22 protein-coding genes are annotated in these 20333 nt (G+C 57.1%); 12 read left to right on the top strand and 10 right to left on the bottom strand.

Annotated elements, in window-relative coordinates:
• Position 1: 1 nt before the first annotated feature.
• The 7 genes from GOW40_RS13835 to mdh form a co-directional block, all read right to left on the bottom strand.
• Complete coding sequence (locus GOW40_RS13835) at positions 2-2959, bottom strand: 2-oxoglutarate dehydrogenase E1 component (protein ID WP_171130904.1); 2958 nt, start codon at positions 2957-2959, stop codon at positions 2-4.
• Positions 2956-3498, bottom strand: a complete 543-nt coding sequence (locus tag GOW40_RS13830) for a DUF805 domain-containing protein (RefSeq protein WP_171130902.1) — start codon at positions 3496-3498, stop codon at positions 2956-2958. Before GOW40_RS13830 ends, GOW40_RS13835 begins: the two co-directional genes overlap by 4 nt.
• On the bottom strand, positions 3495-4181 hold the full coding sequence (locus GOW40_RS13825; RefSeq protein ID WP_171231057.1) for a hypothetical protein: 687 nt from the start codon (positions 4179-4181) through the stop codon (positions 3495-3497). The genes GOW40_RS13830 and GOW40_RS13825 overlap by 4 nt, the downstream gene beginning before the upstream one ends.
• A gap of 3 nt (positions 4182-4184) precedes the next feature.
• Complete coding sequence (gene sucD / locus GOW40_RS13820; RefSeq protein ID WP_171130898.1) at positions 4185-5066, bottom strand: succinate--CoA ligase subunit alpha; 882 nt, start codon at positions 5064-5066, stop codon at positions 4185-4187.
• A 61-nt stretch (positions 5067-5127) separates the two neighbouring features.
• Complete coding sequence (locus tag GOW40_RS13815; protein WP_171231056.1) at positions 5128-5352, bottom strand: hypothetical protein; 225 nt, start codon at positions 5350-5352, stop codon at positions 5128-5130.
• Between the two features lie 14 nt (positions 5353-5366).
• Positions 5367-6560: an ADP-forming succinate--CoA ligase subunit beta gene (gene sucC, locus GOW40_RS13810; protein WP_171130895.1), complete on the bottom strand. Its 1194-nt coding sequence runs from the start codon at positions 6558-6560 to the stop codon at positions 5367-5369.
• 318 nt (positions 6561-6878) lie between these two features.
• Positions 6879-7841, bottom strand: a complete 963-nt coding sequence (mdh, locus tag GOW40_RS13805) for a malate dehydrogenase (RefSeq protein ID WP_171100951.1) — start codon at positions 7839-7841, stop codon at positions 6879-6881.
• 161 nt (positions 7842-8002) lie between these two features.
• Between mdh and GOW40_RS13800 the strand changes: the two genes are divergently transcribed.
• Positions 8003-8758 (top strand): sulfite exporter TauE/SafE family protein, encoded by a 756-nt coding sequence (locus GOW40_RS13800; RefSeq protein ID WP_171100953.1) that lies wholly within the window; start codon positions 8003-8005, stop codon positions 8756-8758.
• Here GOW40_RS13800 and GOW40_RS13795 read toward each other — a convergent pair.
• Complete coding sequence (locus tag GOW40_RS13795) at positions 8755-9048, bottom strand: hypothetical protein (protein ID WP_171131226.1); 294 nt, start codon at positions 9046-9048, stop codon at positions 8755-8757. The two genes, GOW40_RS13800 and GOW40_RS13795, sit on opposite strands and share 4 nt — an antisense overlap.
• 183 nt (positions 9049-9231) lie before the next feature.
• On the opposite strand from GOW40_RS13795, the gene GOW40_RS13790 reads away from it, so the two are divergent.
• From GOW40_RS13790 to GOW40_RS13740, 11 genes are all read left to right on the top strand, one after another.
• A complete protein-coding gene (locus GOW40_RS13790; RefSeq protein WP_171130893.1) occupies positions 9232-10089 on the top strand; it encodes a CoA ester lyase in 858 nt (285 codons plus the stop codon).
• Between the two features lie 6 nt (positions 10090-10095).
• A complete protein-coding gene (locus GOW40_RS13785; RefSeq protein ID WP_171231055.1) occupies positions 10096-10650 on the top strand; it encodes an NnrU family protein in 555 nt (184 codons plus the stop codon).
• A 12-nt stretch (positions 10651-10662) separates the two neighbouring features.
• On the top strand, positions 10663-10869 hold the full coding sequence (locus GOW40_RS13780) for a DUF1737 domain-containing protein (RefSeq protein ID WP_171100961.1): 207 nt from the start codon (positions 10663-10665) through the stop codon (positions 10867-10869).
• Positions 10869-11897 carry a MaoC family dehydratase gene (locus GOW40_RS13775; protein WP_171130889.1) on the top strand — a complete coding sequence of 343 codons (1029 nt, stop codon included), beginning with the start codon at positions 10869-10871 and terminating at the stop codon, positions 11895-11897. Before GOW40_RS13780 ends, GOW40_RS13775 begins: the two co-directional genes overlap by 1 nt.
• Before the next feature lie 45 nt (positions 11898-11942).
• The gene (locus GOW40_RS13770; protein WP_171130886.1) at positions 11943-12605 is read left to right on the top strand and encodes a DUF1194 domain-containing protein; all 663 of its coding nucleotides are present in this window, start codon (positions 11943-11945) and stop codon (positions 12603-12605) included.
• Between the two features lie 215 nt (positions 12606-12820).
• Positions 12821-13207, top strand: a complete 387-nt coding sequence (sdhC, locus tag GOW40_RS13765) for a succinate dehydrogenase, cytochrome b556 subunit (protein WP_171130884.1) — start codon at positions 12821-12823, stop codon at positions 13205-13207.
• An 11-nt stretch (positions 13208-13218) separates the two neighbouring features.
• A complete protein-coding gene (gene sdhD, locus GOW40_RS13760; RefSeq protein ID WP_171130882.1) occupies positions 13219-13590 on the top strand; it encodes a succinate dehydrogenase, hydrophobic membrane anchor protein in 372 nt (123 codons plus the stop codon).
• An 18-nt stretch (positions 13591-13608) separates the two neighbouring features.
• Positions 13609-15414, top strand: coding sequence for a succinate dehydrogenase flavoprotein subunit (sdhA, locus tag GOW40_RS13755; protein WP_171136485.1), 1806 nt, complete (start codon positions 13609-13611; stop codon positions 15412-15414).
• Positions 15415-15485: 71 nt separating this feature from the next.
• Complete coding sequence (locus tag GOW40_RS13750) at positions 15486-17144, top strand: glycosyltransferase (protein WP_171130878.1); 1659 nt, start codon at positions 15486-15488, stop codon at positions 17142-17144.
• A 97-nt stretch (positions 17145-17241) separates the two neighbouring features.
• Positions 17242-18021 (top strand): succinate dehydrogenase iron-sulfur subunit, encoded by a 780-nt coding sequence (locus GOW40_RS13745; RefSeq protein ID WP_170414955.1) that lies wholly within the window; start codon positions 17242-17244, stop codon positions 18019-18021.
• Positions 18022-18398: 377 nt separating this feature from the next.
• Complete coding sequence (locus GOW40_RS13740; protein ID WP_171130876.1) at positions 18399-19262, top strand: DUF1989 domain-containing protein; 864 nt, start codon at positions 18399-18401, stop codon at positions 19260-19262.
• A 24-nt stretch (positions 19263-19286) separates the two neighbouring features.
• Here GOW40_RS13740 and deoD read toward each other — a convergent pair whose 3' ends face one another.
• Positions 19287-19997 (bottom strand): purine-nucleoside phosphorylase, encoded by a 711-nt coding sequence (gene deoD / locus GOW40_RS13735; protein WP_171130874.1) that lies wholly within the window; start codon positions 19995-19997, stop codon positions 19287-19289.
• 18 nt (positions 19998-20015) lie between these two features.
• Positions 20016-20324 carry an H-NS family nucleoid-associated regulatory protein gene (locus GOW40_RS13730; protein WP_171130872.1) on the bottom strand — a complete coding sequence of 103 codons (309 nt, stop codon included), beginning with the start codon at positions 20322-20324 and terminating at the stop codon, positions 20016-20018.
• Between the last annotated feature and the right edge of the window lie 9 nt (positions 20325-20333).

The raw sequence follows: 20333 nt of genomic DNA, 5'->3' as shown, positions 1-20333 counted from the left end.
ATTACTTTCCTTCAATGCTCAGCGCTTCGTTCACCAGCGCTTCTTGTTGGGCTTTGTGTTGGCTGGCCAGACCCGTCGCGGGCGAGGCCGAGGTTGCGCGTCCGGCATAGACCGGGCGAGTGTGCTTGGCCCCGATACGGGTCAGGACCCATTCGATATTGGGCTCGATAAAGGTCCAGGCGCCCTGGTTCTTGGGCTCTTCCTGACACCAGACCATTTCGGCCCCTTTGAACCGCTCAAGCTCGTTGATCAGGGAATGGGCCGGGAAGGGATAATATTGCTCGATCCGCAGCAGATAGACGTCATCAATACCGCGCGCGTCGCGTTCCTCGAGCAGGTCGTAGTAAACCTTGCCCGAGCACAGAACGACCCGTTTGATCTTGTCGTCGGCCACCAGTTTGGTGTCAGAGTTGCCGTGCTGAGCGTCATCCCACAACACCCGGTGGAAGCTGGACCCGGTGGTGAACTGATCAGCTGTGCTGACCGCGAGCTTATGGCGCAGCAGCGATTTCGGCGTGACCATGATCAGCGGCTTACGGAAGGTGCGGTGCAACTGACGGCGCAGGATGTGGAAATAGTTCGCAGGCGTCGTACAGTTCGCCACGATCCAGTTGTCCTGACCGCACATCTGCAGGAACCGCTCCAGCCGCGCAGATGAGTGTTCGGGGCCCTGGCCTTCGAACCCGTGTGGCAGCAGCGTGACCAGACCGGACATCCGCAGCCATTTGCTTTCGCCCGAGCTGATGAACTGATCGAACATGATCTGCGCGCCGTTGGCAAAGTCACCAAACTGCGCTTCCCACAGGGTCAGGGCGTTGGGTTCGGCCAGTGAGTAACCATACTCAAAGCCCAGAACGGCATATTCGCTGAGCATCGAGTCGATCACTTCGTAGTGCGATTGCCCGGCGCGGATATTGTTCAGCGGATAATACCGCTCTTCGGTTTCCTGATGCACAAAACCTGAATGACGCTGGCTGAACGTCCCGCGCGTGGCGTCTTGCCCCGACAGACGGACCGGATAGCCTTCGGTCAGTAGCGAGCCAAAGGCCAGCGCTTCGCCGGTGGCCCAGTCAAAACCCGTACCGGTTTCGAACATCTTCTTTTTGTGCTCAAGCAGGCGGCCAACGGTCTTGTGCAGCGCAAAGCCGTCAGGCGCGCGGGTCAGAGCGTTGCCGACTTCGGCCAGCGTCTCGGGCGAGATTGCGGTTTCACCGCGGACGTATTCGTCCTTGTTCTTGTCCAGATGTGACCAGCGGCCATCGAGCCAATCGGCCTTGTTCGGCTTATAGTCTTTGCCTGCCTCAAACTCATCATTCAGATGCGCCTGGAACGCGGCTTTCATATCCTCGATCTCACCTTCGGGGATCAGGCCGTCCTTGACCAGACGTTCGGTATACAAGGACAGCGTGGTCTTATGCGTCTTGATCCGCTTGTACATGACTGGGTTGGTGAACATGGGCTCGTCGCCCTCGTTGTGACCAAAGCGGCGATAGCAGAAGATGTCGATCACCACGTCCTTGTGGAACTTCTGACGGAACTCAGTTGCGACTTTGGCCGCATGAACCACAGCCTCGGGGTCATCACCATTGACGTGGAAGATCGGCGCCTCGACCATCAGCGCGATATCCGTCGGGTACGGGCTGGAGCGTGAGAAGTGCGGTGCAGTGGTAAAGCCGATCTGGTTGTTCACCACGATATGCATCGTGCCGCCAGTCTTGTGCCCGCGCAGTCCCGACAGGCCAAAGCCTTCGGCGACCACGCCCTGACCCGCAAAGGCCGCATCGCCGTGCAGCAGGATGCCCATCGCCCGTGTGCGGTCGGTGTCGTTCAACTGATCCTGCTTGGCACGGACCTTACCCAGCACCACCGGGTTCACCGCCTCAAGGTGCGAGGGGTTGGCGGTCAGCGACAGGTGGACACTGTTGCCATCAAACTCGCGGTCGCTGGACGCGCCCAGGTGATACTTCACATCGCCCGAGCCATCGACGTCTTCGGGTTTGAAGCTGCCACCCTGAAACTCGTTGAAAATCGCGCGGTATGGCTTGCCCATCACGTTAGCCAGTATATTCAGACGCCCCCGGTGCGGCATCCCGATTACGATGTCGCTCAGCCCCAGCGCACCGCCACGCTTGATGATCTGCTCCATCGCCGGGATCAGCGCTTCACCGCCATCGAGACCGAACCGCTTGGTGCCCATGTATTTGACATGCAGGAACTTCTCGAATCCCTCAGCCTCGACCATCTTGTTCAGGATTGCCTTGCGGCCTTCCTTGGTGAAGGCGATTTCCTTGCCATAGCCCTCGATCCGCTCTTTCAGCCAGGCGGCCTCTTCGGGGTTCGAGATATGCATGTATTGAAGCGCGAAAGTGCCGCAATAGGTCCGCTTTACGATCTCGACGATCTGCCGCATCGAGGCGACCTGAAGGCCCAAAACGTTGTCGATAAAGATCGGACGATCCATATCCGCTTCGGTGAACCCATAGGTTTTCGGATCCAGCTCGGGGTGAGTGCTGGCCGCACGCATCCCCAACGGGTCCAAATCGGCGGCCAGATGGCCCCGGATCCGATAGGCCCGGATCAGCATCAGCGCGCGCAGACTGTCCAGAACCGCGCGTTTGATCTGATCGTCGCTGACCTCAACACCCTTGTCCGCGGCTTTGTCCTTGATCTTTTTGCCCGCTGCCTTGGCGTCGATCTCGGCCCATTCCCCGGTCAGCGCGCCCGTCAGGTCATCGGCGGGCATTGGCGGCCAGTCGGTCCGCGCCCAGGACGGGCCTTCAGCCTCGCGCTGCACATCCGGTGTGGCATCGCCCATCGCCTTGAAGAATTCGGCCCAGGCCGCATCTACCGCGCCCGGGTTCTTGGTGTACTGGGCGTAAAGCTGCTCCAGATATTCGGCATTGTGGCCTTGCATGAAGCTAGAGGCATGAAAGGCAGTGTTGGGCGTATGTTCGGTCATGGGAGTACCTCATATGGGTTGGGACCGTATTTATTGGGGCCTGGCTGACTGGGGCGGGTCAGCCACCACAGAACCAGAAGGGGCGACACAAACAGGACGATCAGTGTCGGAATGACGATCAGCAACGTGGCGCGGGTGAACAGGATGTCCAGGCTGCCGCCGTGCTGGAAACTTGAGGCAAGGCCGATGCCGAAAATCAAGACTGCAAAGGCCCCGAGGATCAACAGGATCGGCAGAAGGGCAAAAAGCCCGCTGCGCCCTGTATCATGCATCCGCCGCCACGCGACGGCCAGATGCGGGAAAAAGACGATCAGGCCAACGATGGATTGCACCGGTTGGCTGGACGTGGCCGTAACGCTTGTGCTGCTGTCGGTTTGCGAGGTCGAAACCTGCGTGAAAAACTGCCAGTCGATGATCCCGGCGATGATGTTCCAGATCACGATGAACAGGAAAAAGAACCAGTATTCGGGCCGCGCGGCACGACCCGAGAAGGTGAAGAACTTGGAGAAACAGGTGCGGATGGCGTCTGAGAAGGTCATTCTGACTTCTCCGGTCGCTTTGTTGTAACAGTTGTAAAAACTGACGAAACATCAAATTCTGGGTCCGAGGCGGATTGCATTCGATGTATGTTCAAGATCGCGCCGTTCATGCTTCTTTTTAGTTCTTCATCTTCGGAAGACTGTGACCGAAGATGAAGAACTGGCGGAAGGGATTTGGGGTTGCGGTCGGAGTCCTCTAGCAACTTTTCAAAAGTAATTGGAGAGTCTTCTTCTTTGAATGCCAGAACACAGCTGGTTTGTTCGAACTCTCCATTCTTGTAGCTATCGACTCGCAAAACGCTTCCGGTTTGGTCACGAACAAACCATCTGTCCTTTTTCTGAGAACCATCAACTATCTTCAAGTTGCGCGCACCTGTCGCATTTTTAAGAGCTAACTCCCAGGTGCTTGCGATGCGCGTGTCTGAATAGTCGCCAGTGCCGAAGTGATTTGGCAGATAGGTGGCTGCATAAGACCGGATTGCCCTGTCATCAAGATTTGCAGGCACCTTGGGCGTCCACCCAACTTGAATAAGCGCATCTGTCAGTATGGCCAGATCGGTTTCTGACTGACATGCACTGATGGTTTCTGAGGCCAGATCATAGTTTTCCGCACCAGCAGGTGCGGATGTGACTGCCAAGAGGGCAGCCACTAAGCCAAATAAGGATTGACGGCCTCGGATCACGACTTACCCAATCGCTTCCAACACAGCCTCACCCAGCGTCGCGGGGCTTTCCGCCACGACGATACCGGCCGAGCGCATGGCTTCGATCTTGTCCTCGGCTCCGCCTTTGCCACCAGCGACAATCGCGCCCGCGTGGCCCATGCGGCGGCCCGGAGGGGCGGTGCGGCCAGCGATGAAACCAGCGACCGGCTTTTTGCGGCCCTTCTTGGCCTCATCGGCCAGGAACTGCGCGGCTTCTTCCTCGGCGGAACCACCGATCTCACCGATCATGATGATCGAGTGGGTTTCGTCATCGGCCAGGAACCATTCCAGCACGTCGATATGCTCGGTGCCTTTGATCGGGTCGCCGCCAATGCCGACACAGGTGGACTGGCCCAGACCCACATCGGTGGTCTGTTTGACGGCCTCATAGGTCAGCGTGCCCGAACGCGACACAACACCGACCGAGCCGCGTTTGTGGATGTGGCCGGGCATGATGCCGATCTTGCAGGCATCCGGGGTGATGACACCGGGGCAGTTCGGCCCGATCAGGCGCGAATTGCTGCCTTCCAGCGCGCGTTTCACCTTCATCATATCCAGAACCGGGATGCCTTCGGTGATCGCTACGATCACCCCCATCTCGGCATCAATCGCTTCAAGGATCGAGTCTGCGGCAAAGGGTGGCGGCACGTAGATCACCGAAGCATTGGCCTCGGTCACATGCTTGGCCTCGTGAACCGAGTTGAACACGGGCAGGTCAAGATGGGTCATCCCGCCTTTGCCGGGGGTCACACCGCCGACCATCTTGGTGCCATAGGCGATGGCCTGTTCCGAGTGGAATGTGCCCTGCGAGCCGGTAAAGCCCTGACAGATCACTTTGGTATTTTCGTCGATGAGGACTGCCATTTGGGGCGTCTCCTTACAAATTGTCGTTTCACTCGCCATACGGCGGGTTCAGTACATTAGGCTAGGTGGCTTCTTGTTGAGCATCGATGGTCCAAGTGAACTCACCGTCGTCGCAAGATACCGGGCGGCCTGTGGCGGTCGATTGTTTGCTCATCGCATCCACGTCCGGGCCGTCAGGGCAGTCGAACACAATTGGATCGCGCGAAAAATTAGCTTCCGTGCTAACCGCATTGCCTTTGCCGGCTTCTTCGGCGCAGCTTGCCATTGCCAAAAAGCTCAGAACCAAGACTGGCCTTACCATCAACCCTTAACCGCCTTCACGATCTTCTCAGCACCGTCTTTCAGGTTGTCCGCTGCGATCACGTCCAGGCCTGAGGTGTTGATGATCTCTTTGCCTTTCTCGACATTCGTGCCTTCCAGACGCACGACCAGAGGCACTTTCAGGCCGACCTCTTTCACGGCGGCGACAACGCCCTCGGCGATGACGTCACAGCGCATGATGCCGCCGAAGATGTTGACCAGGATGCCTTTGACGTTTTCGTCCGAGGTGATGATCTTGAACGCTTCGGTTACTTTCTCTTTGGTCGCACCACCACCGACGTCGAGGAAGTTGGCAGGCTCGGCCCCGTAAAGCTTGATGATGTCCATCGTCGCCATCGCCAGACCGGCGCCGTTGACCATGCACCCGATCTCACCATCCAGAGCGATATAGTTCAGGTCGTATTTCGAGGCTTCCAACTCTTTGGGGTCTTCTTCGGTCTCGTCGCGCAGTTCGGCGATGTCAGGGTGGCGGTAGACCGCGTTGCCGTCGAAGCCGACCTTGGCATCCAGCACCTTGAGGTCACCGCTGTCCGAGACGATCAGCGGGTTGATCTCCAGCATCTCCATGTCTTTTTCGACAAAGGCTGTATAAAGCTGGCTCATCAGTTTGACGCATTGCTTGATCTGCGCGCCCTGCAGACCCAGCGAAAAGGCGATGCGGCGGCCGTGATAGGGTTGATACCCCGTGGCTGGATCAACCGAGAAGGACAGGATTTTCTCGGGCGTTTCTGCGGCCACTTCTTCGATGTCCATGCCGCCTTCGGTCGAGCAGACGAACGAGATGCGGCTGGTCTGACGATCGACCAGCAGGGCGAGATAAAGCTCGCGCTCGATGCCAGAACCGGCTTCGATATAGATGCGGTTGACCTGCTTGCCCGCCGGGCCGGTCTGATGCGTGACCAGCGTCCGGCCCAGCATCTTTTTGGCTTCTTCGGCGGCTTCTTCCACCGATTTGGTCAGACGGACACCGCCCTTTTCACCTGCGTCAGCCTCTTTGAATGAGCCTTTCCCGCGTCCGCCCGCATGGATCTGTGCTTTGACAACCCACAAGGGTCCATCCAACTCACCGGCTGCGGTTTTGGCTTCCTCGGCGCGCAGAACGGCGCGACCGTCGGAGACCGGAGCGCCATAGCTGCGAAGAAGCGCTTTGGCCTGATATTCGTGAATGTTCATCGAATTTGTCCCGTCTGACTGTAATTCCCCTGTTATAGGGGTGTCTAGCGGGCAAGGTTAAAGGCTTTTTTGACGTTGAAGAGCTTTTTCACGAAGATTTTCACTATTTGTGATCACAGCATTTTGGGGTGTGATCACAAATTTAGCTGCGTAGGTTGGCTTGATTCGATTCACCACGCGGAACCAGGAAAACAGTTTCGAAAAAGGTGTTTGCGGGGTTTGCGCCAACAGGTGACTAGCCCATAATTTTGAGACCGAAGGTCTTTGATGGAGCACCGACCCATGTTGAGGGCCGGTGTTCTGAGTGTCAAACTGACCTTATGCCAGCGAGCTGTCGATGCCTTTGCAGGCCTCGATCAGGCCTTTGACCGCATTGACCGAGTTGTCGAAACCAGCTTGCTCTTCTTCGTTGAGCTTGATGTTGACCACACGCTCGACACCACCAGCGCCGATCACTGTGGGGACGCCCACATACATGCCTTTGACACCCAACTCGCCGTCGCAATAGGCGGCGCAGGGCAGGACGCGTTTTTGGTCTTTCAGATAGGCCTCGGCCATTTCGATCGCCGATGTTGCCGGCGCATAGAAAGCCGAACCGGTTTTCAGCAGGCCGACGATCTCGGCCCCGCCGTCGCGGGTGCGCTGAACGATGGCGTCCAGTTTCTCTTGCGTGGTCCAACCCATCTCGACCAGATCGGGCAGAGGGATACCGGCCACGGTAGAATAGCGTACCGAGGGAACCATGGTGTCACCGTGACCACCCAGAACAAAGGCGGTGACGTCGCGCATGGACACGTTGAACTCTTCCGACAGGAAATGAGCGAAACGGCCCGAGTCAAGAACGCCAGCCATGCCGCAGACCTTGTTGTGGGGCAGGCCCGAGAATTCGCGCAGGGCCCAAACCATCGCGTCCAGCGGGTTGGTGATGCAGATGACAAATGCATCGGGCGCGTTGGCGGCGATGCCTTCGCCCACCGACTTCATGACCTTGAGGTTGATGCCCAGCAAATCGTCACGGCTCATACCGGGTTTGCGCGGAACACCTGCAGTGACGATGCAGACGTCGGCGCCTGCGATATCCTCGTAAGACTGGGTGCCTTTGAGCTTGGCGTCGAAACCTTCCGACGGGCCGGATTCGGCGATATCCAGCGCCTTGCCTTCCGGGGTGCCTTCGGCGATGTCGAACAGGACAACATCACCCAGTTCTTTCATTGCTGCGAGGTGGGCGAGCGTACCGCCGATCTGACCTGCGCCGATCAGCGCGATCTTGGGTCTGGCCATTTGGAATATCTCCGATGGGTTTTGAAATCGCGGTTTTGCTAGTCGTAAATGCGGCGTCGTGCAAGTGTTCTGCGGCGCGGCATGCCACCGCATACTGTTTGCGCGCCCCTGGCCGGTTGCGCTAAACCGCCTGTGACTCATGTCTATTTCCGGGAAATAAAATGTTCGAGATGAACCTGATGTTTTTTGCCGTAGCGATCCCGGCGGTGATCTTTGCGGGCATCTCGAAGGGTGGGTTCGGCTCGGGCGTGGCCTTTGCGTCCTCATCGATTCTGGCGCTGATCCTGACACCGGGGCAGGCGTTGGCGTTGATGCTGCCGATCCTCATGGTGATTGATGTGGCCACTTTGGGACCCTATTGGAAGCGCTGGAGCTGGCGAGATTCGTGGCTTCTGATCCTGGGCGCAGTACCGGGTGTCGCATTGGGCGCATGGCTGTATCGCGCCACGGATGATGATCTGTTGCGTTTGCTGATAGGAGCGATTTCGGTCGGATTTGTGATCTGGCACATCGCGCAGAGCAAAGGCTGGATCCGAGGATTTGCCAATCGTTTACCACCTATTGCCGGGGTGGTTGCCGGGCTTGTGGCGGGCTTCACCAGCTTTGTCAGTCACGCTGGTGGTCCACCCGCTGCTGTGTACCTGCTGTCGCAGCGCCTGTCGAAGACCGAGTTTCAGGCCTCAACCGTTCTTGTCTTCTGGGTTATCAACATCGCGAAGTTCATACCCTATGCCTATTTGGGCCTGTTCACCTGGCACACGGCCTTGGCCGACCTGTTGCTGACCCCTTTCGCGATTTTTGGGGCCTGGCTGGGCGTTCGGGCGCACGTAATGATGTCCGAACGCCTGTTCTTTGGGATCACCTATGTCTTGCTGACCATCACAGGCAGCAAGCTGATTTGGGACGCATTGACCTAGGTGTTGGGTGGAAGCGCTTCGGTCAGAGGTTCATAGCTTTCACCAGACGCAATCAGGCACGTCCGGCCATCGGGAAGAGTCACCGTAATGGTCCAACTACCGCTCGTGCTGGAGGCAAAGACCTCCATCACCGCGCCTTGCCGGGCAAGGCCGAGACCCCGGCGCGTCTCTCCGTAGTTTTCTTCCAGTTGCTGCACCACATCAGCACGCGGTGCACATTGGCGAGGTTGCGCATTCAATTGCTGGGCGGCCATTACCAACAACCCCATCTCCATAGTCGCTTTCGTCATCTTGTTCATTTGAATCCCCAAATAACCCGTGTCGTTAACCTGAAGAGAGGACGTCTAAATCGGGTTAAACCAACGCGCGTTGCGCTCTTGGAAACAGCAATTGCTGCGCCGCGGCGATTTTGGGCTTGAACTAAATTGAAAAAAATGGCTCATTCCGCGCAACAATATTTCAAGGAGAACGCCATGGATCCTCGTCAGCGCCCCTATCGGTCGGTTCTTTATATCCCTGGCTCGAAAGAGCGCGCGTTGGACAAGGCGCGATCGTTGCCGGTGGATGCGATCATCTTTGACCTTGAGGATGCTGTGGCAGCCGACGAAAAGGAGAACGCGCGCGACACACTGAAGCAAGCGCTGTCGGTCGGGGGATATGGCGCACGTGTCAAAATCGTGCGAATCAACGGGCTGGACACGCCTTGGGGGCAGGCGGATGCCCAAGCGGTGCGCGATATGGATGCCGATGTGGTGTTGTTGCCCAAGGTGAATGCGGCGTCAGATGTTGACGCATTGGCCGCGATCACCGGGGATTTGCCGATCTGGGCGATGATGGAAACGCCGCGTGGCATGTTGAACGCGGCCGAAATCGCAGCGCACCCGCTGATGGCGGGCTTCGTCATGGGCACAAATGATCTGGCCAAAGAGCTTCAGACCCGGTTCCGCCCGGATCGCCTGCCCTTGATGACCTCGCTGGGCCTGTGCCTGCTGGCGGCCAAGGCCCAAGGACTAATCATTGTTGATGGGGTCTATAACGCGTTCAAAGACACTGAAGGGTTGGCCGCAGAATGCGCACAGGGGCGCGATATGGGGTTTGACGGCAAAACACTGATACACCCGGCGCAGATTGATGTGACCAACGCAGCCTTCGCTCCGTCCGAGGTCGAAATCGATCTGGCACGCCGCCAAATCGTGGCGTTTGAAGAAACCGAAGCCCAGGGGCAGGGGGTCGCGGTCGTGGATGGAAAGATCGTCGAAAACCTGCACGTTGTAACTGCACGTGAAATTCTGGCAAAAGCAGAGGCGATATTAGCTTTGCAAGCGGGGTAAGCCAGCATGGGCTTTCTACTTCTGATTTTGGGTGTGGCGCTGTGGTGGGCGGCGCATTTGTTCAAACGTGTGATGCCGGAACGGCGCGCGGCGATGGGCGATGCCGGAAAAGGCGCGGTGGCGCTTGCGCTGGTCGTGTCGATTCTGCTGATGATCTTTGGCTATCGGATGACCGATTTCATCCATGTCTGGGCACCACCGATCTTCATGGTGCATATCAACAATCTGCTGGTTCTGATTGCGATCTTTCTGATGAGCCCTGCAGGCACCAAGGGGCGGCTATTGAACGGTGTGCGCCACCCGATGTTGGGCGGGTTCAAGCTTTGGGCCTTTGCGCATCTGCTGGTGAATGGTGATCTGGCGTCGATCATCCTGTTCGGCGGATTGCTGGCCTGGGCGGTGGTCGAGGTCATCGTGATCAACAAGTCCGAACCCGAATGGACCCCATCCGAGCCTGGCACTTATGGCAAAGATGCGATTTTCTTTGTCGCGTCGATCGTTCTGCTGGGCGTCATTGGATATATTCACGGGCTGGTCGGCCCATCCCCCTTTACCTCGTAAGGAATTGAACTCATGGCAAAACTCTACCGCCTATTGACGTCCGAGGATTCCTCGGCCTTCTGCCACAAGGTCTCGGACGCGTTGGCCAAGGGCTGGGACTTGCACGGCTCGCCCGCTTACGCCTTTGATCCCGCGACCAGCCAGATGCGCTGTGCGCAGGCGGTCACAAAAGAGATTGAGGGCGACTATGAGCCGGATATGAAACTGGGGCAGCAATAATGGCCAAAACCAACCCGGGCCGGTTCTTCGAGGATTATGCGGTGGGGCAAGTGTTGCACCACGCCGTGCCGCGTACTGTGACCACCGGAGAGCGCGCTTTGTACCATGCGCTCTATCCTGCGCGTCACGCGCTCTATTCCTCGGACGCATTTGCGCAGGCCAGTGGTTTGCCACAAAGCCCGGTTGATGATCTGGCGGCCTTTCATGTGGTGTTTGGCAAGACGGTACCGGATGTCTCATTGAACGCGGTTGCCAATCTTGGCTATGCCGAGGGGCGTTGGTTGAAGCCGGTTTATCCGGGTGACACGCTGCGTTCGGTTTCTGAGGTGATCGGGGTCAAGCAGAATTCGAACGGAAAAACGGGCGTGGTTTGGGTTCGGACCAAAGGGCTGAACCAGCGGGATGAGGTTGTGCTCGACTATGTCCGATGGGTCATGGTTCGTAAGTCGAACCTGGATACTCCGGCGCCAGATACCGTCGTGCCGGATTTGAAACAGGCGCTTTCCATCGATGATCTGGTGATCCCGCAGGGGTTGGATTTTTCGGACTATGATTTCGCCCTGGCTGGCGAACCCCATCGCTGGGGCGACTATGAGGTCGGCGAGACCATCGATCACGTGGATGGTGTCACCGTGGAAGAGGCCGAGCATATGTTGGCCACACGCCTTTGGCAGAACACGGCCAAGGTGCATTTCGACCTGACATTCCGGCCCGAGGGTCGGCTGATCTATGGCGGGCATGTGATCTCGATGGCGCGGGCTTTGTCGTTCAACGGGCTCGCCAATGCGCAGATGATCGTCGGATTGAACGGTGGTGCCCATGCCAACCCCTGCTTTGCTGAGGATACGATCAAGGCGTGGTCCGAGGTTCTGGATAAGGCAGAAACTGGCGTTCCCGGCGTTGGGGCCCTGCGCCTGCGTCTTGTGGCCACCAAAGGCGGTGCACCGTTTGAACTGCGCGGGCCGGATGGAAAGTACAAAGCCGATGTGCTGCTGGATCTGGACTATTGGGCGTTGATGCCAATCTGACGGTGATGTGATCGCCTGCGGGCAAAACCGTGCTAGCTTAGCGCAATGCTGTTTGCGCGCGCCTTTGTCACTTGCCTGTGCCTGAGCCCTCCGGCTTGGGCCTGCGATCTTGCTTTGGCCTTGGCGGTGGATGTGTCTGGGTCAGTGGATTCCGAGGAATACCGCATTCAAATGGACGGGCTGGCCGCCGGTTTGCGCGACCCCATTGTGTCCGAGGCGCTGGTGCGTGGGCAGGCGCGTCTGATGCTGGTGCAGTGGACCGGTGCGTCTCGCCAACAAGTCACCATCCCCTGGACGAAGATCGACAGCTTCACCGCGGTCGAACGCTTTGCAGATCAGGTGGCAGCGGATCCTCGGATATGGCGAAACTTCTCGACGGCGATTGGTGAGGCGCTGGAAACGACGCTGACCAGTTTCGACGAGGTGTCCGACTGCTCGCGGCATTTGATTGATATTTCGGGTGACGGGATTTCGAACGAAGGTGTTGAGCCGACAGACACGCATGGCTTGATGCGGGCTCACGGCGTAACCGTCAATGCGATTGCCATCGAGGAAAGCGAGCCAGACCTCACAGCCTATTTCTTTGAGAATGTAATCGTAGGAGAGGCGGCTTTTGTCGTTTCGGCCTCTGGCTTTGCTGATTACCCCGAGAAAATTCGAAAAAAGCTTTTGCGCGAAGTGACGCAGCAAACGGCAGGTCTGAAATAGGTGTTTCTGGGATTCGTGATCACATCGCTTGCATGTTGAAAACACTAAGATACACCGGGTTGGAGCAGCTCTGTGATCACGACGTCATCTGGTGTGATCACGAAACGAAATAATCTGTCAAATTGGCTTGATTTTGGCGGTTTTTGCACGCGCAGCACGTGACAGAGGTGCAAAAAACAGTAAAACCGTCCGTAGCCAACCGAAAAGGAGCCGCCATGGCCGATGTAAATCGGGGCAATCGCCCGCTTTCGCCGCATCTGTCGATCTATCGTCCGCAGCTGACGTCGGTCACATCCATTCTGACCCGCATCACAGGAAACGCCATGCTGTTGGCCGCCCTTCTGATCGTTTGGTGGCTCTTGGCGGCGGCGACATCGCCCGAGGCGTTTGCCCGCGCGAATTGGTGGCTGACTTCGGTTCTGGGTGATCTGATCATGACGCTGTCGCTGTGGGGTATCTGGTATCATACGCTTGCCGGCGTCCGGCATCTGATCTGGGATAATGCCCTTGGGTTGGATTTGCCCACTGCCTACAAGCTGGGTTGGGCGGTTATCATCGGGTCGGTTGTGCTGACCCTTCTGACCCTGCTCATCGTCGCGTAAAGGAGGCTTTCATGCGTTATCTGACAGACCGCAAGCGCGCGACTGGCCTGGGTTCGGCCAAATCGGGCACCGCTCATTTCTGGAGCATGAAAGTCAGCTCGGTTGCTCTGCTGATCCTCGTGCCCCTGTTCATCTTTACCTTTGGTCCGATCCTGGGTCAGCCTTTTGACGTTGTGCTGGACTATTACGCGCGGCCATTCCCGGCGATTGTGGCGGCCCTGACCCTGCTGGTCGGGTTCAGGCACTTTGCCGAAGGCGCGCAGGTGCTGATCGAAGACTACGTTCACGGCACGATGGAGAAGGTCCTGATCATTCTGGTGACCTGCCTGTCTTACGGTGCCGCCGCCGCTGGCCTTTTCGCCATCGCGCGCATTGCCCTTTAATTCCCGGAGCTGAAAGAAATGGCTGCATACGAATACGAAACGCATGAATATGACGTGGTCGTTGTTGGCGCTGGCGGTGCAGGTCTGCGCGCCACTCTGGGCATGGCTGAGCAGGGGCTGCGCACAGCCTGTGTGACCAAAGTGTTCCCGACCCGCTCGCATACGGTTGCGGCGCAGGGCGGCATTGCCGCTTCGCTGTCCAACATGGGCCCAGATCACTGGCAATGGCATATGTACGACACGGTCAAGGGCTCGGACTGGTTGGGTGATACCGACGCGATGGAGTATCTGGCGCGTGAAGCCCCCAAGGCGGTCTATGAGCTTGAGCATTATGGCGTGCCCTTCAGCCGCACCGAAGAGGGCAAGATCTATCAGCGCCCCTTTGGCGGCCATACTACCGAGTTTGGGGAAGGTCCTGCGGTGCAGCGCACCTGTGCAGCCGCCGACCGCACCGGCCACGCGATCCTGCACACGCTTTATGGCCAATCGCTGAAGAATAACGCTGAATTTTATATCGAATACTTCGCCATCGACCTGATCATGTCCGATGACGGGCAGTGCCAGGGCGTTGTCTGCTGGAAGCTGGACGATGGCACGATGCATGTGTTCAACGCCAAGATGGTGGTTCTGGCAACGGGCGGCTATGGCCGGGCCTATTTCAGCGCCACCTCGGCCCATACCTGCACCGGTGACGGTGGCGGTATGGTGGCGCGCGCCGGTTTGGCGCTTCAAGATATGGAGTTTGTGCAGTTCCACCCGACCGGCATCTATGGATCGGGCTGTCTGATCACCGAAGGCGCGCGCGGTGAGGGCGGGTATCTGACCAACTCTGAAGGCGAACGCTTCATGGAGCGCTATGCGCCTCAGTACAAAGATCTTGCGCCGCGCGACTATGTCTCGCGCTCAATGACTATGGAGATCCGTGAAGGGCGTGGTCATGGTGACAATGGCGATCACATCCATCTGAACCTCAGCCACCTGCCTGCCGAAGCCTTGGCCGAACGCCTGCCGGGCATTTCGGAATCGGCGCGCGTGTTTGCCGGGGTTGATGTCACCAAGGAACCGATCCCGGTTCTGCCGACTGTGCATTACAACATGGGCGGTATCCCGACCAACTATTGGGGTGAGGTTCTGAACCCTACCGCCGATAACCCGACCGCTGTAGTCCCCGGCCTAATGGCTGTGGGTGAGGCTGGCTGTGCCTCGGTACACGGGGCGAACCGGTTGGGGTCAAACTCGTTGATCGACCTGGTGGTCTTTGGCCGCGCAGCGGCGATCCGCGCAGGCAAAGTAGTGGACCCGACCGCATCGAATCCCGAGCTGAATCAGGCCTCGGTTGACAAAGCCTTTGACCGGTTTGACGCCGTCCGCAATGCAAGCGGCGCAGTTCCAACTGCCGATCTGCGGCTTGAGATGCAGCGCACAATGCAAGAAGACGCTGCCGTGTTCCGCACCGCCAAAACCATGGCGGAAGGGGTCGAAAAGATGACCGCGATTGCGGCCAAGATGGACGACCTGAAAGTGTCTGACCGCAGCCTCGTATGGAACAGCGACTTGATGGAATCACTGGAGCTGACCAACCTCATGCCCAGTGCTCTGGCCACCATCGTTGGCGCTGAGGCCCGCAAGGAATCGCGTGGTGCCCACGCGCATGAGGACTTTACCGAGCGTAACGATGAAAACTGGCGCGTGCACACGGTCAGCCGGGTTGAAGGTAACAAGGTCGAACTCAGCTATCGCCCTGTGATCACGGATCCGCTGACAACTGAAGACGAAGGCGGCATCAGCCTGAAACGTATCGCGCCCAAGGCCCGTACGTTCTAACAAGGTACTGTGTTTGGCATGAACGAAGCCATGAAAAATGCGCAACGCATTGAGCCGAGGATCAACTAGGGATGGCCAGACAGCGCCAAGAAGGTTTCGGCCTTGCTGATGGGCTGCATTACCTGGAGTTTCTCAGGCGTCTTCATGCGACTTTGAAGCCGGAGTGGTATTTCGAGGTTGGCACTCAAACCGGTGCCAGCCTAAGACTGAGTAGCGCAAAAACGATTTCTGTTGATCCGGCCTTCATCGCGCAGCTCGAGTTGATTGGGGACAAACCCGAACTTCATCTTTTTCAGGAGACAAGCGACAAGTTCTTTGCGTCTAATCGGCTGAACGCGATGGGTGTCGAATTTGATTTGGTCTTCCTCGACGGCATGCACCTGGTCGAATTTCTGTTGCGGGATTTCATCAACACCGAGCGCCACTGCAAGCCCGACAGCGTTATTGTGACGCATGATTGTGTGCCTTGGAACAGCGACATCGCGGAACGTGACAGGATCACCAAGGATTGGACAGGAGATGTCTGGAAAATTGTGCCGATCCTGCGCAACTATCGTCCCGATCTTGAGATAGAAGTGGTTGATTGCGCTCCAACCGGGCTTTTGATCGTATCAGGACTTGATCCACGAAATACTGCGTTGTCAGACTCTTACGACGAGATCAGCGTATCATATACTGATCTGAAGATCGAAGAATACGGCGTCAGCACCTATTTCGACGAGCTTGACCTTGTACCGGCTGAGCAGAGCAGATGGTATTCTGCCTGTCCGCATCAGTTGGCCCCTGGCTGGCAAAACAAACCAGACATCGCGATCAAGGTTGCAGCGCCCGATCGTAATGCATTGACCGAGTGGGGCGACTATTTCTTTGCCCTGGGCCTGGCGAAAGCTTTTTCTCGGTTAGGGTATTTCACAACCATTGACCCACAGGATGAATGGTATTCGAACACAAGACCCGGCGGTGTGGATCTGGTGTTGAAGGGTCGAGCAAATTTTATCAAACAGCGCGACAGAACTTGTTTTTATTGGGCGATTTCCAAAGGTATTCGACCGATGAATTATGCTCAGGCGGATCACGTGTTTTGGGCGTCAGGAACGATGTACGAGCAAGCGCTTGGCGGTGAAATGGCCGAGAAGTCGTCGCTTCTACCCCAAGCATTCGACTCTGAAATCATCTATCCTCGAGAACAGCTTCGAGGAAAAGGTATGGTGTTCGTAGGGCGTAATCGGGCTGGGTTTGATCGTCTTTCGGTCGCCTATGCTGCAAAACCAGGGCGTGATCTAAAGATTTGGGGCCCCGGTTGGAGGAACACAGAATATGAATCATTTCTGTGCGGCGAGCGCGTCGAAAATAACCAACTGCTTGATGTATACTCCAGCGCGGACGTTGTACTGAACGATCATACGCCTCAGATGCGCGAAAACGGCCAAACTTCGAACCGTATCTTCGACACGTTAGCTTGTGGAGCGGTTCCTGTAACCGACAAGGTCAGTTGGTTGCCGGAAGACCTTCGGGAATTGGTCTACGTCTTTGAAGATCAGGAAAGCTTTGACAAGGCTCTAAGCGATGCATCTTCTGAAACAGATAAACGGCGCAAGGAGCGGCTTGAATTTGCCAGGTCAATGCGAGAGCGACACTCTTTTGCCGCGCGGGCGCGAACCATTCTGGAGGTCATTAATTCGCTCGATCGGTCTTACGCACTGGAGCCACAATATGGAGGCGACACATGAAATGCTCATGCCCTCGGTGGGGTGACACCAAAAGGTTTGGCTCGTTGCGGCCGGATCGCCACATCAATCTGTCGACGCTTTGCCGGAGATTTTCAAAATGGTACAACTGACCCTTCCCAAGAATTCCCGGATTACCACCGGCAAAACCTGGCCCAAGCCCGAAGGCGCCACAAATGTGCGCAAGTTCCAGATTTATCGCTGGAATCCCGATGACGGGCAGAACCCGCGGGTCGACACCTATTTCGTTGATATGGACAGTTGCGGCCCGATGGTTTTGGACGCGCTGATCAAGATCAAGAATGAGATTGACCCAACGCTGACTTTCCGCCGCTCTTGCCGTGAGGGCATCTGCGGGTCGTGTGCGATGAATATCGACGGGATAAACACGCTGGCCTGTATCTATGGGATGGATGAGATCAAGGGCGACGTGAAGATCTATCCTCTGCCGCATATGCCGGTGGTCAAGGACCTGATCCCTGACCTGACGCATTTCTATGCCCAACATGCAAGCATCATGCCGTGGCTGGAAACCAAGACCAACCGCCCGGCGAAAGAGTGGAAACAGTCGATCGAAGACCGCAAGAAACTGGACGGTCTTTATGAATGCGTAATGTGCGCCAGTTGCTCGACCTCTTGCCCGAGCTATTGGTGGAATGGCGACCGTTATTTGGGGCCCGCCGCATTGCTGCACGCCTATCGCTGGATCATCGACAGCCGGGATGAGGCGACGGGTGAGCGTCTGGATGAGTTGGAAGACCCGTTCAAGCTCTATCGCTGCCACACGATCATGAACTGCGCCAAGACCTGCCCGAAAGGTCTGAACCCGGCCAAGGCGATTGCCGAGATCAAAAAGATGATGGTTGAGCGCGCAGTCTGATTGGCGCGTAAGATCAAGTCGTTGCTTTGTGGCTGAACACTGCCTTCCTTTGACCAAAGGAGGGCAGGTTTGAACAGCCAAGGCAAACCGGTTGCGTGCGTGACCTTGAAAATGTCAGGCCAATCCGCGATTCAAAACCATGCCCGTTCTTTTGCTCATATTGGCCGCCGGGGTATTTGCCTATTTTATCTGGCGTTCGCGCACGTCTTCGCTGACGCGCGATTGCCGGTGGCGGCAGGATAAAAGCCATGGCACTTGGCATTGCAGTTTTTGTGGCGCTGTCGTGGCCGCAAAGGATCAGCCGCTTACCTGTGCGCAGAAAAAAGATCGCTAATTAGCGCTTTGCGGCGCTACTGTTCTGCGCCACTCTGTCGGCCATGACCGATCTAATGCCTGCAGCCCTCCCTCCAGAAGACGCCGAAGCCCGCCGTGCGGTTGCCCCGGTGATCTGCTATCCGAATAGATCACTTCCAAAACCCGATCTGGGCTGGATGCATGACATACGCCAGCGGGCCATCAAGACGGATGAGGTTTTGGTGCCGCCGCGCGACGCGCGCTGTTTTGAAGTTACGGCCGGTCATTTCTTTCGCATCACCTCGGTCGAGGGTCCGCAAGTGGGAGACCTGAACCTGTGGAACCTGAGCGATTTGTCTGAGCGATTTTATTCAGGCAAAACCCGCGCGCTGCATGGGACGCATCTGACGACGGGTGAGAGGATGTGGTCAAGCTTTCCCCATTTGCGTCCAATGGCCACGATCACTGCGGATACGTTGGGTTGGTATGGTATCGATGGTTTTGGCGGGTCTGTGCACGATGTAATCGGTACCCGCTGTGATCCGTACACGGGGAATTTGTTGTCGGACACGCAGTACCACCATTGCTGCCATTCGAACCTGACGCGTGCCTTGGCCGATCACTTGGACATTCCTTTGGATCAGGCCGAGCCTGCCGTGCACGATGTCCTGAACGTCTTCATGTGCACCGGGTTCACGCGGGATACGGGGCAATATTTCATGAAGGCCTCGCCGGTGCGGCCCGGGGACTACCTTGAATTCTTTGCCGAAATTGACCTGCTGGGGAATCTCAGCGCCTGCCCTGGCGGCGATTGTTCGAGTGAGCATTCCTCGGATACGGCTGCGTGTTATCCTTTGCTGGTCGAAGTCTTCGCGCCGGTAGAAGAAGATCTGGCTGGTTGGGACAGCCCTCCACCCAACGGGTATGACCGCAGCCATGGTCGATAGGCGGGGCAGGGTGCCCCGGCCAACTTAGTTATTGGGAAACGCGGCTTGCAGTGCGATTTCGACCATATCTCCGAAACTGCGCTCGCGATCAGACCAGGGCAGTGCCTCGCCGGTCAGCAGGTGATCTGATACGGTGAGCACAGCCAGAGCCCGACACTTGTGACGCGCCGCAAGGATATAGAGTTCGGCGGCTTCCATCTCGACCCCAAGAATACCGTGGCGCACCATCTGTTCGTTCAGATCAGGGCGTTCGTCATAGAATACGTCCGACGAATAAATGCCGCCCACATGGGTTGGCGTGCCTTTGGCCTGCGCGGCTTGGGCTGCGGCGTGCAGCAGGCTCCAATCAGCGCAAGGGGCAAAATTCAGCTCTTTCATGATCCCGCGCGACGGGGTGCTAAGCGTGCTTGCAGTCATCGCCAGAATGACATCGCGAACGTTGACGCTGTCTTGCATCCCGCCGCAAGAGCCGATGCGGATCAGGGTCTTTGCGCCGTAGTCCCGGATCAATTCGTTCACGTAAATTGAAAGGGACGGCATTCCCATGCCGCTGCCCTGAATTGTAACCGGGTTTCCGTTCCACGTTCCGGTAAATCCCAGCATTCCCCGGACGTCATTGACTTGTTTGACGTCATCTAGAAACGTCTCAGCCGCCCATTTCGCCCGATAAGGATCACCGGGCAATAAAACCGTTTCGGCAATTTCGCCTTTTTCAGCACCGATATGAATTGTCATAACCCGATCTGCCTTTTGTCAGATTTCCAGATCCGCAAGACCAGCACCCGATTTCAACGCATCATGGACCCATTGCGGCTTGCGCCCGCGCCCCGACCAGGTCTGTGCGGCATCCTTCGGATTGCGATATTTGGCAGCGGATTTAACGGCTTTCCCCGTGCCGGGCGCCAGTTCGGATAAAGCAAATCCAAACTCGGCGGCAGCTTTTTCAGCGGCCTTCAATGCTTCTTTCCGGTCGCGCAACTCGGCGGTTTTCAGCGCTTTGTCGACCTTATTGCGTAATTCCAGCAATTCCTTACGCGACATTTTTTCAAGATCGATTGCCATTTTTATTCT

This window comes from Ruegeria sp. HKCCA6707 (assembly GCF_013033515.1).
Lineage (GTDB): Bacteria > Pseudomonadota > Alphaproteobacteria > Rhodobacterales > Rhodobacteraceae > Ruegeria.
Note: the sequence above shows the minus strand (reverse complement) of the source record. Positions and strands in the feature narration are given on the sequence as shown.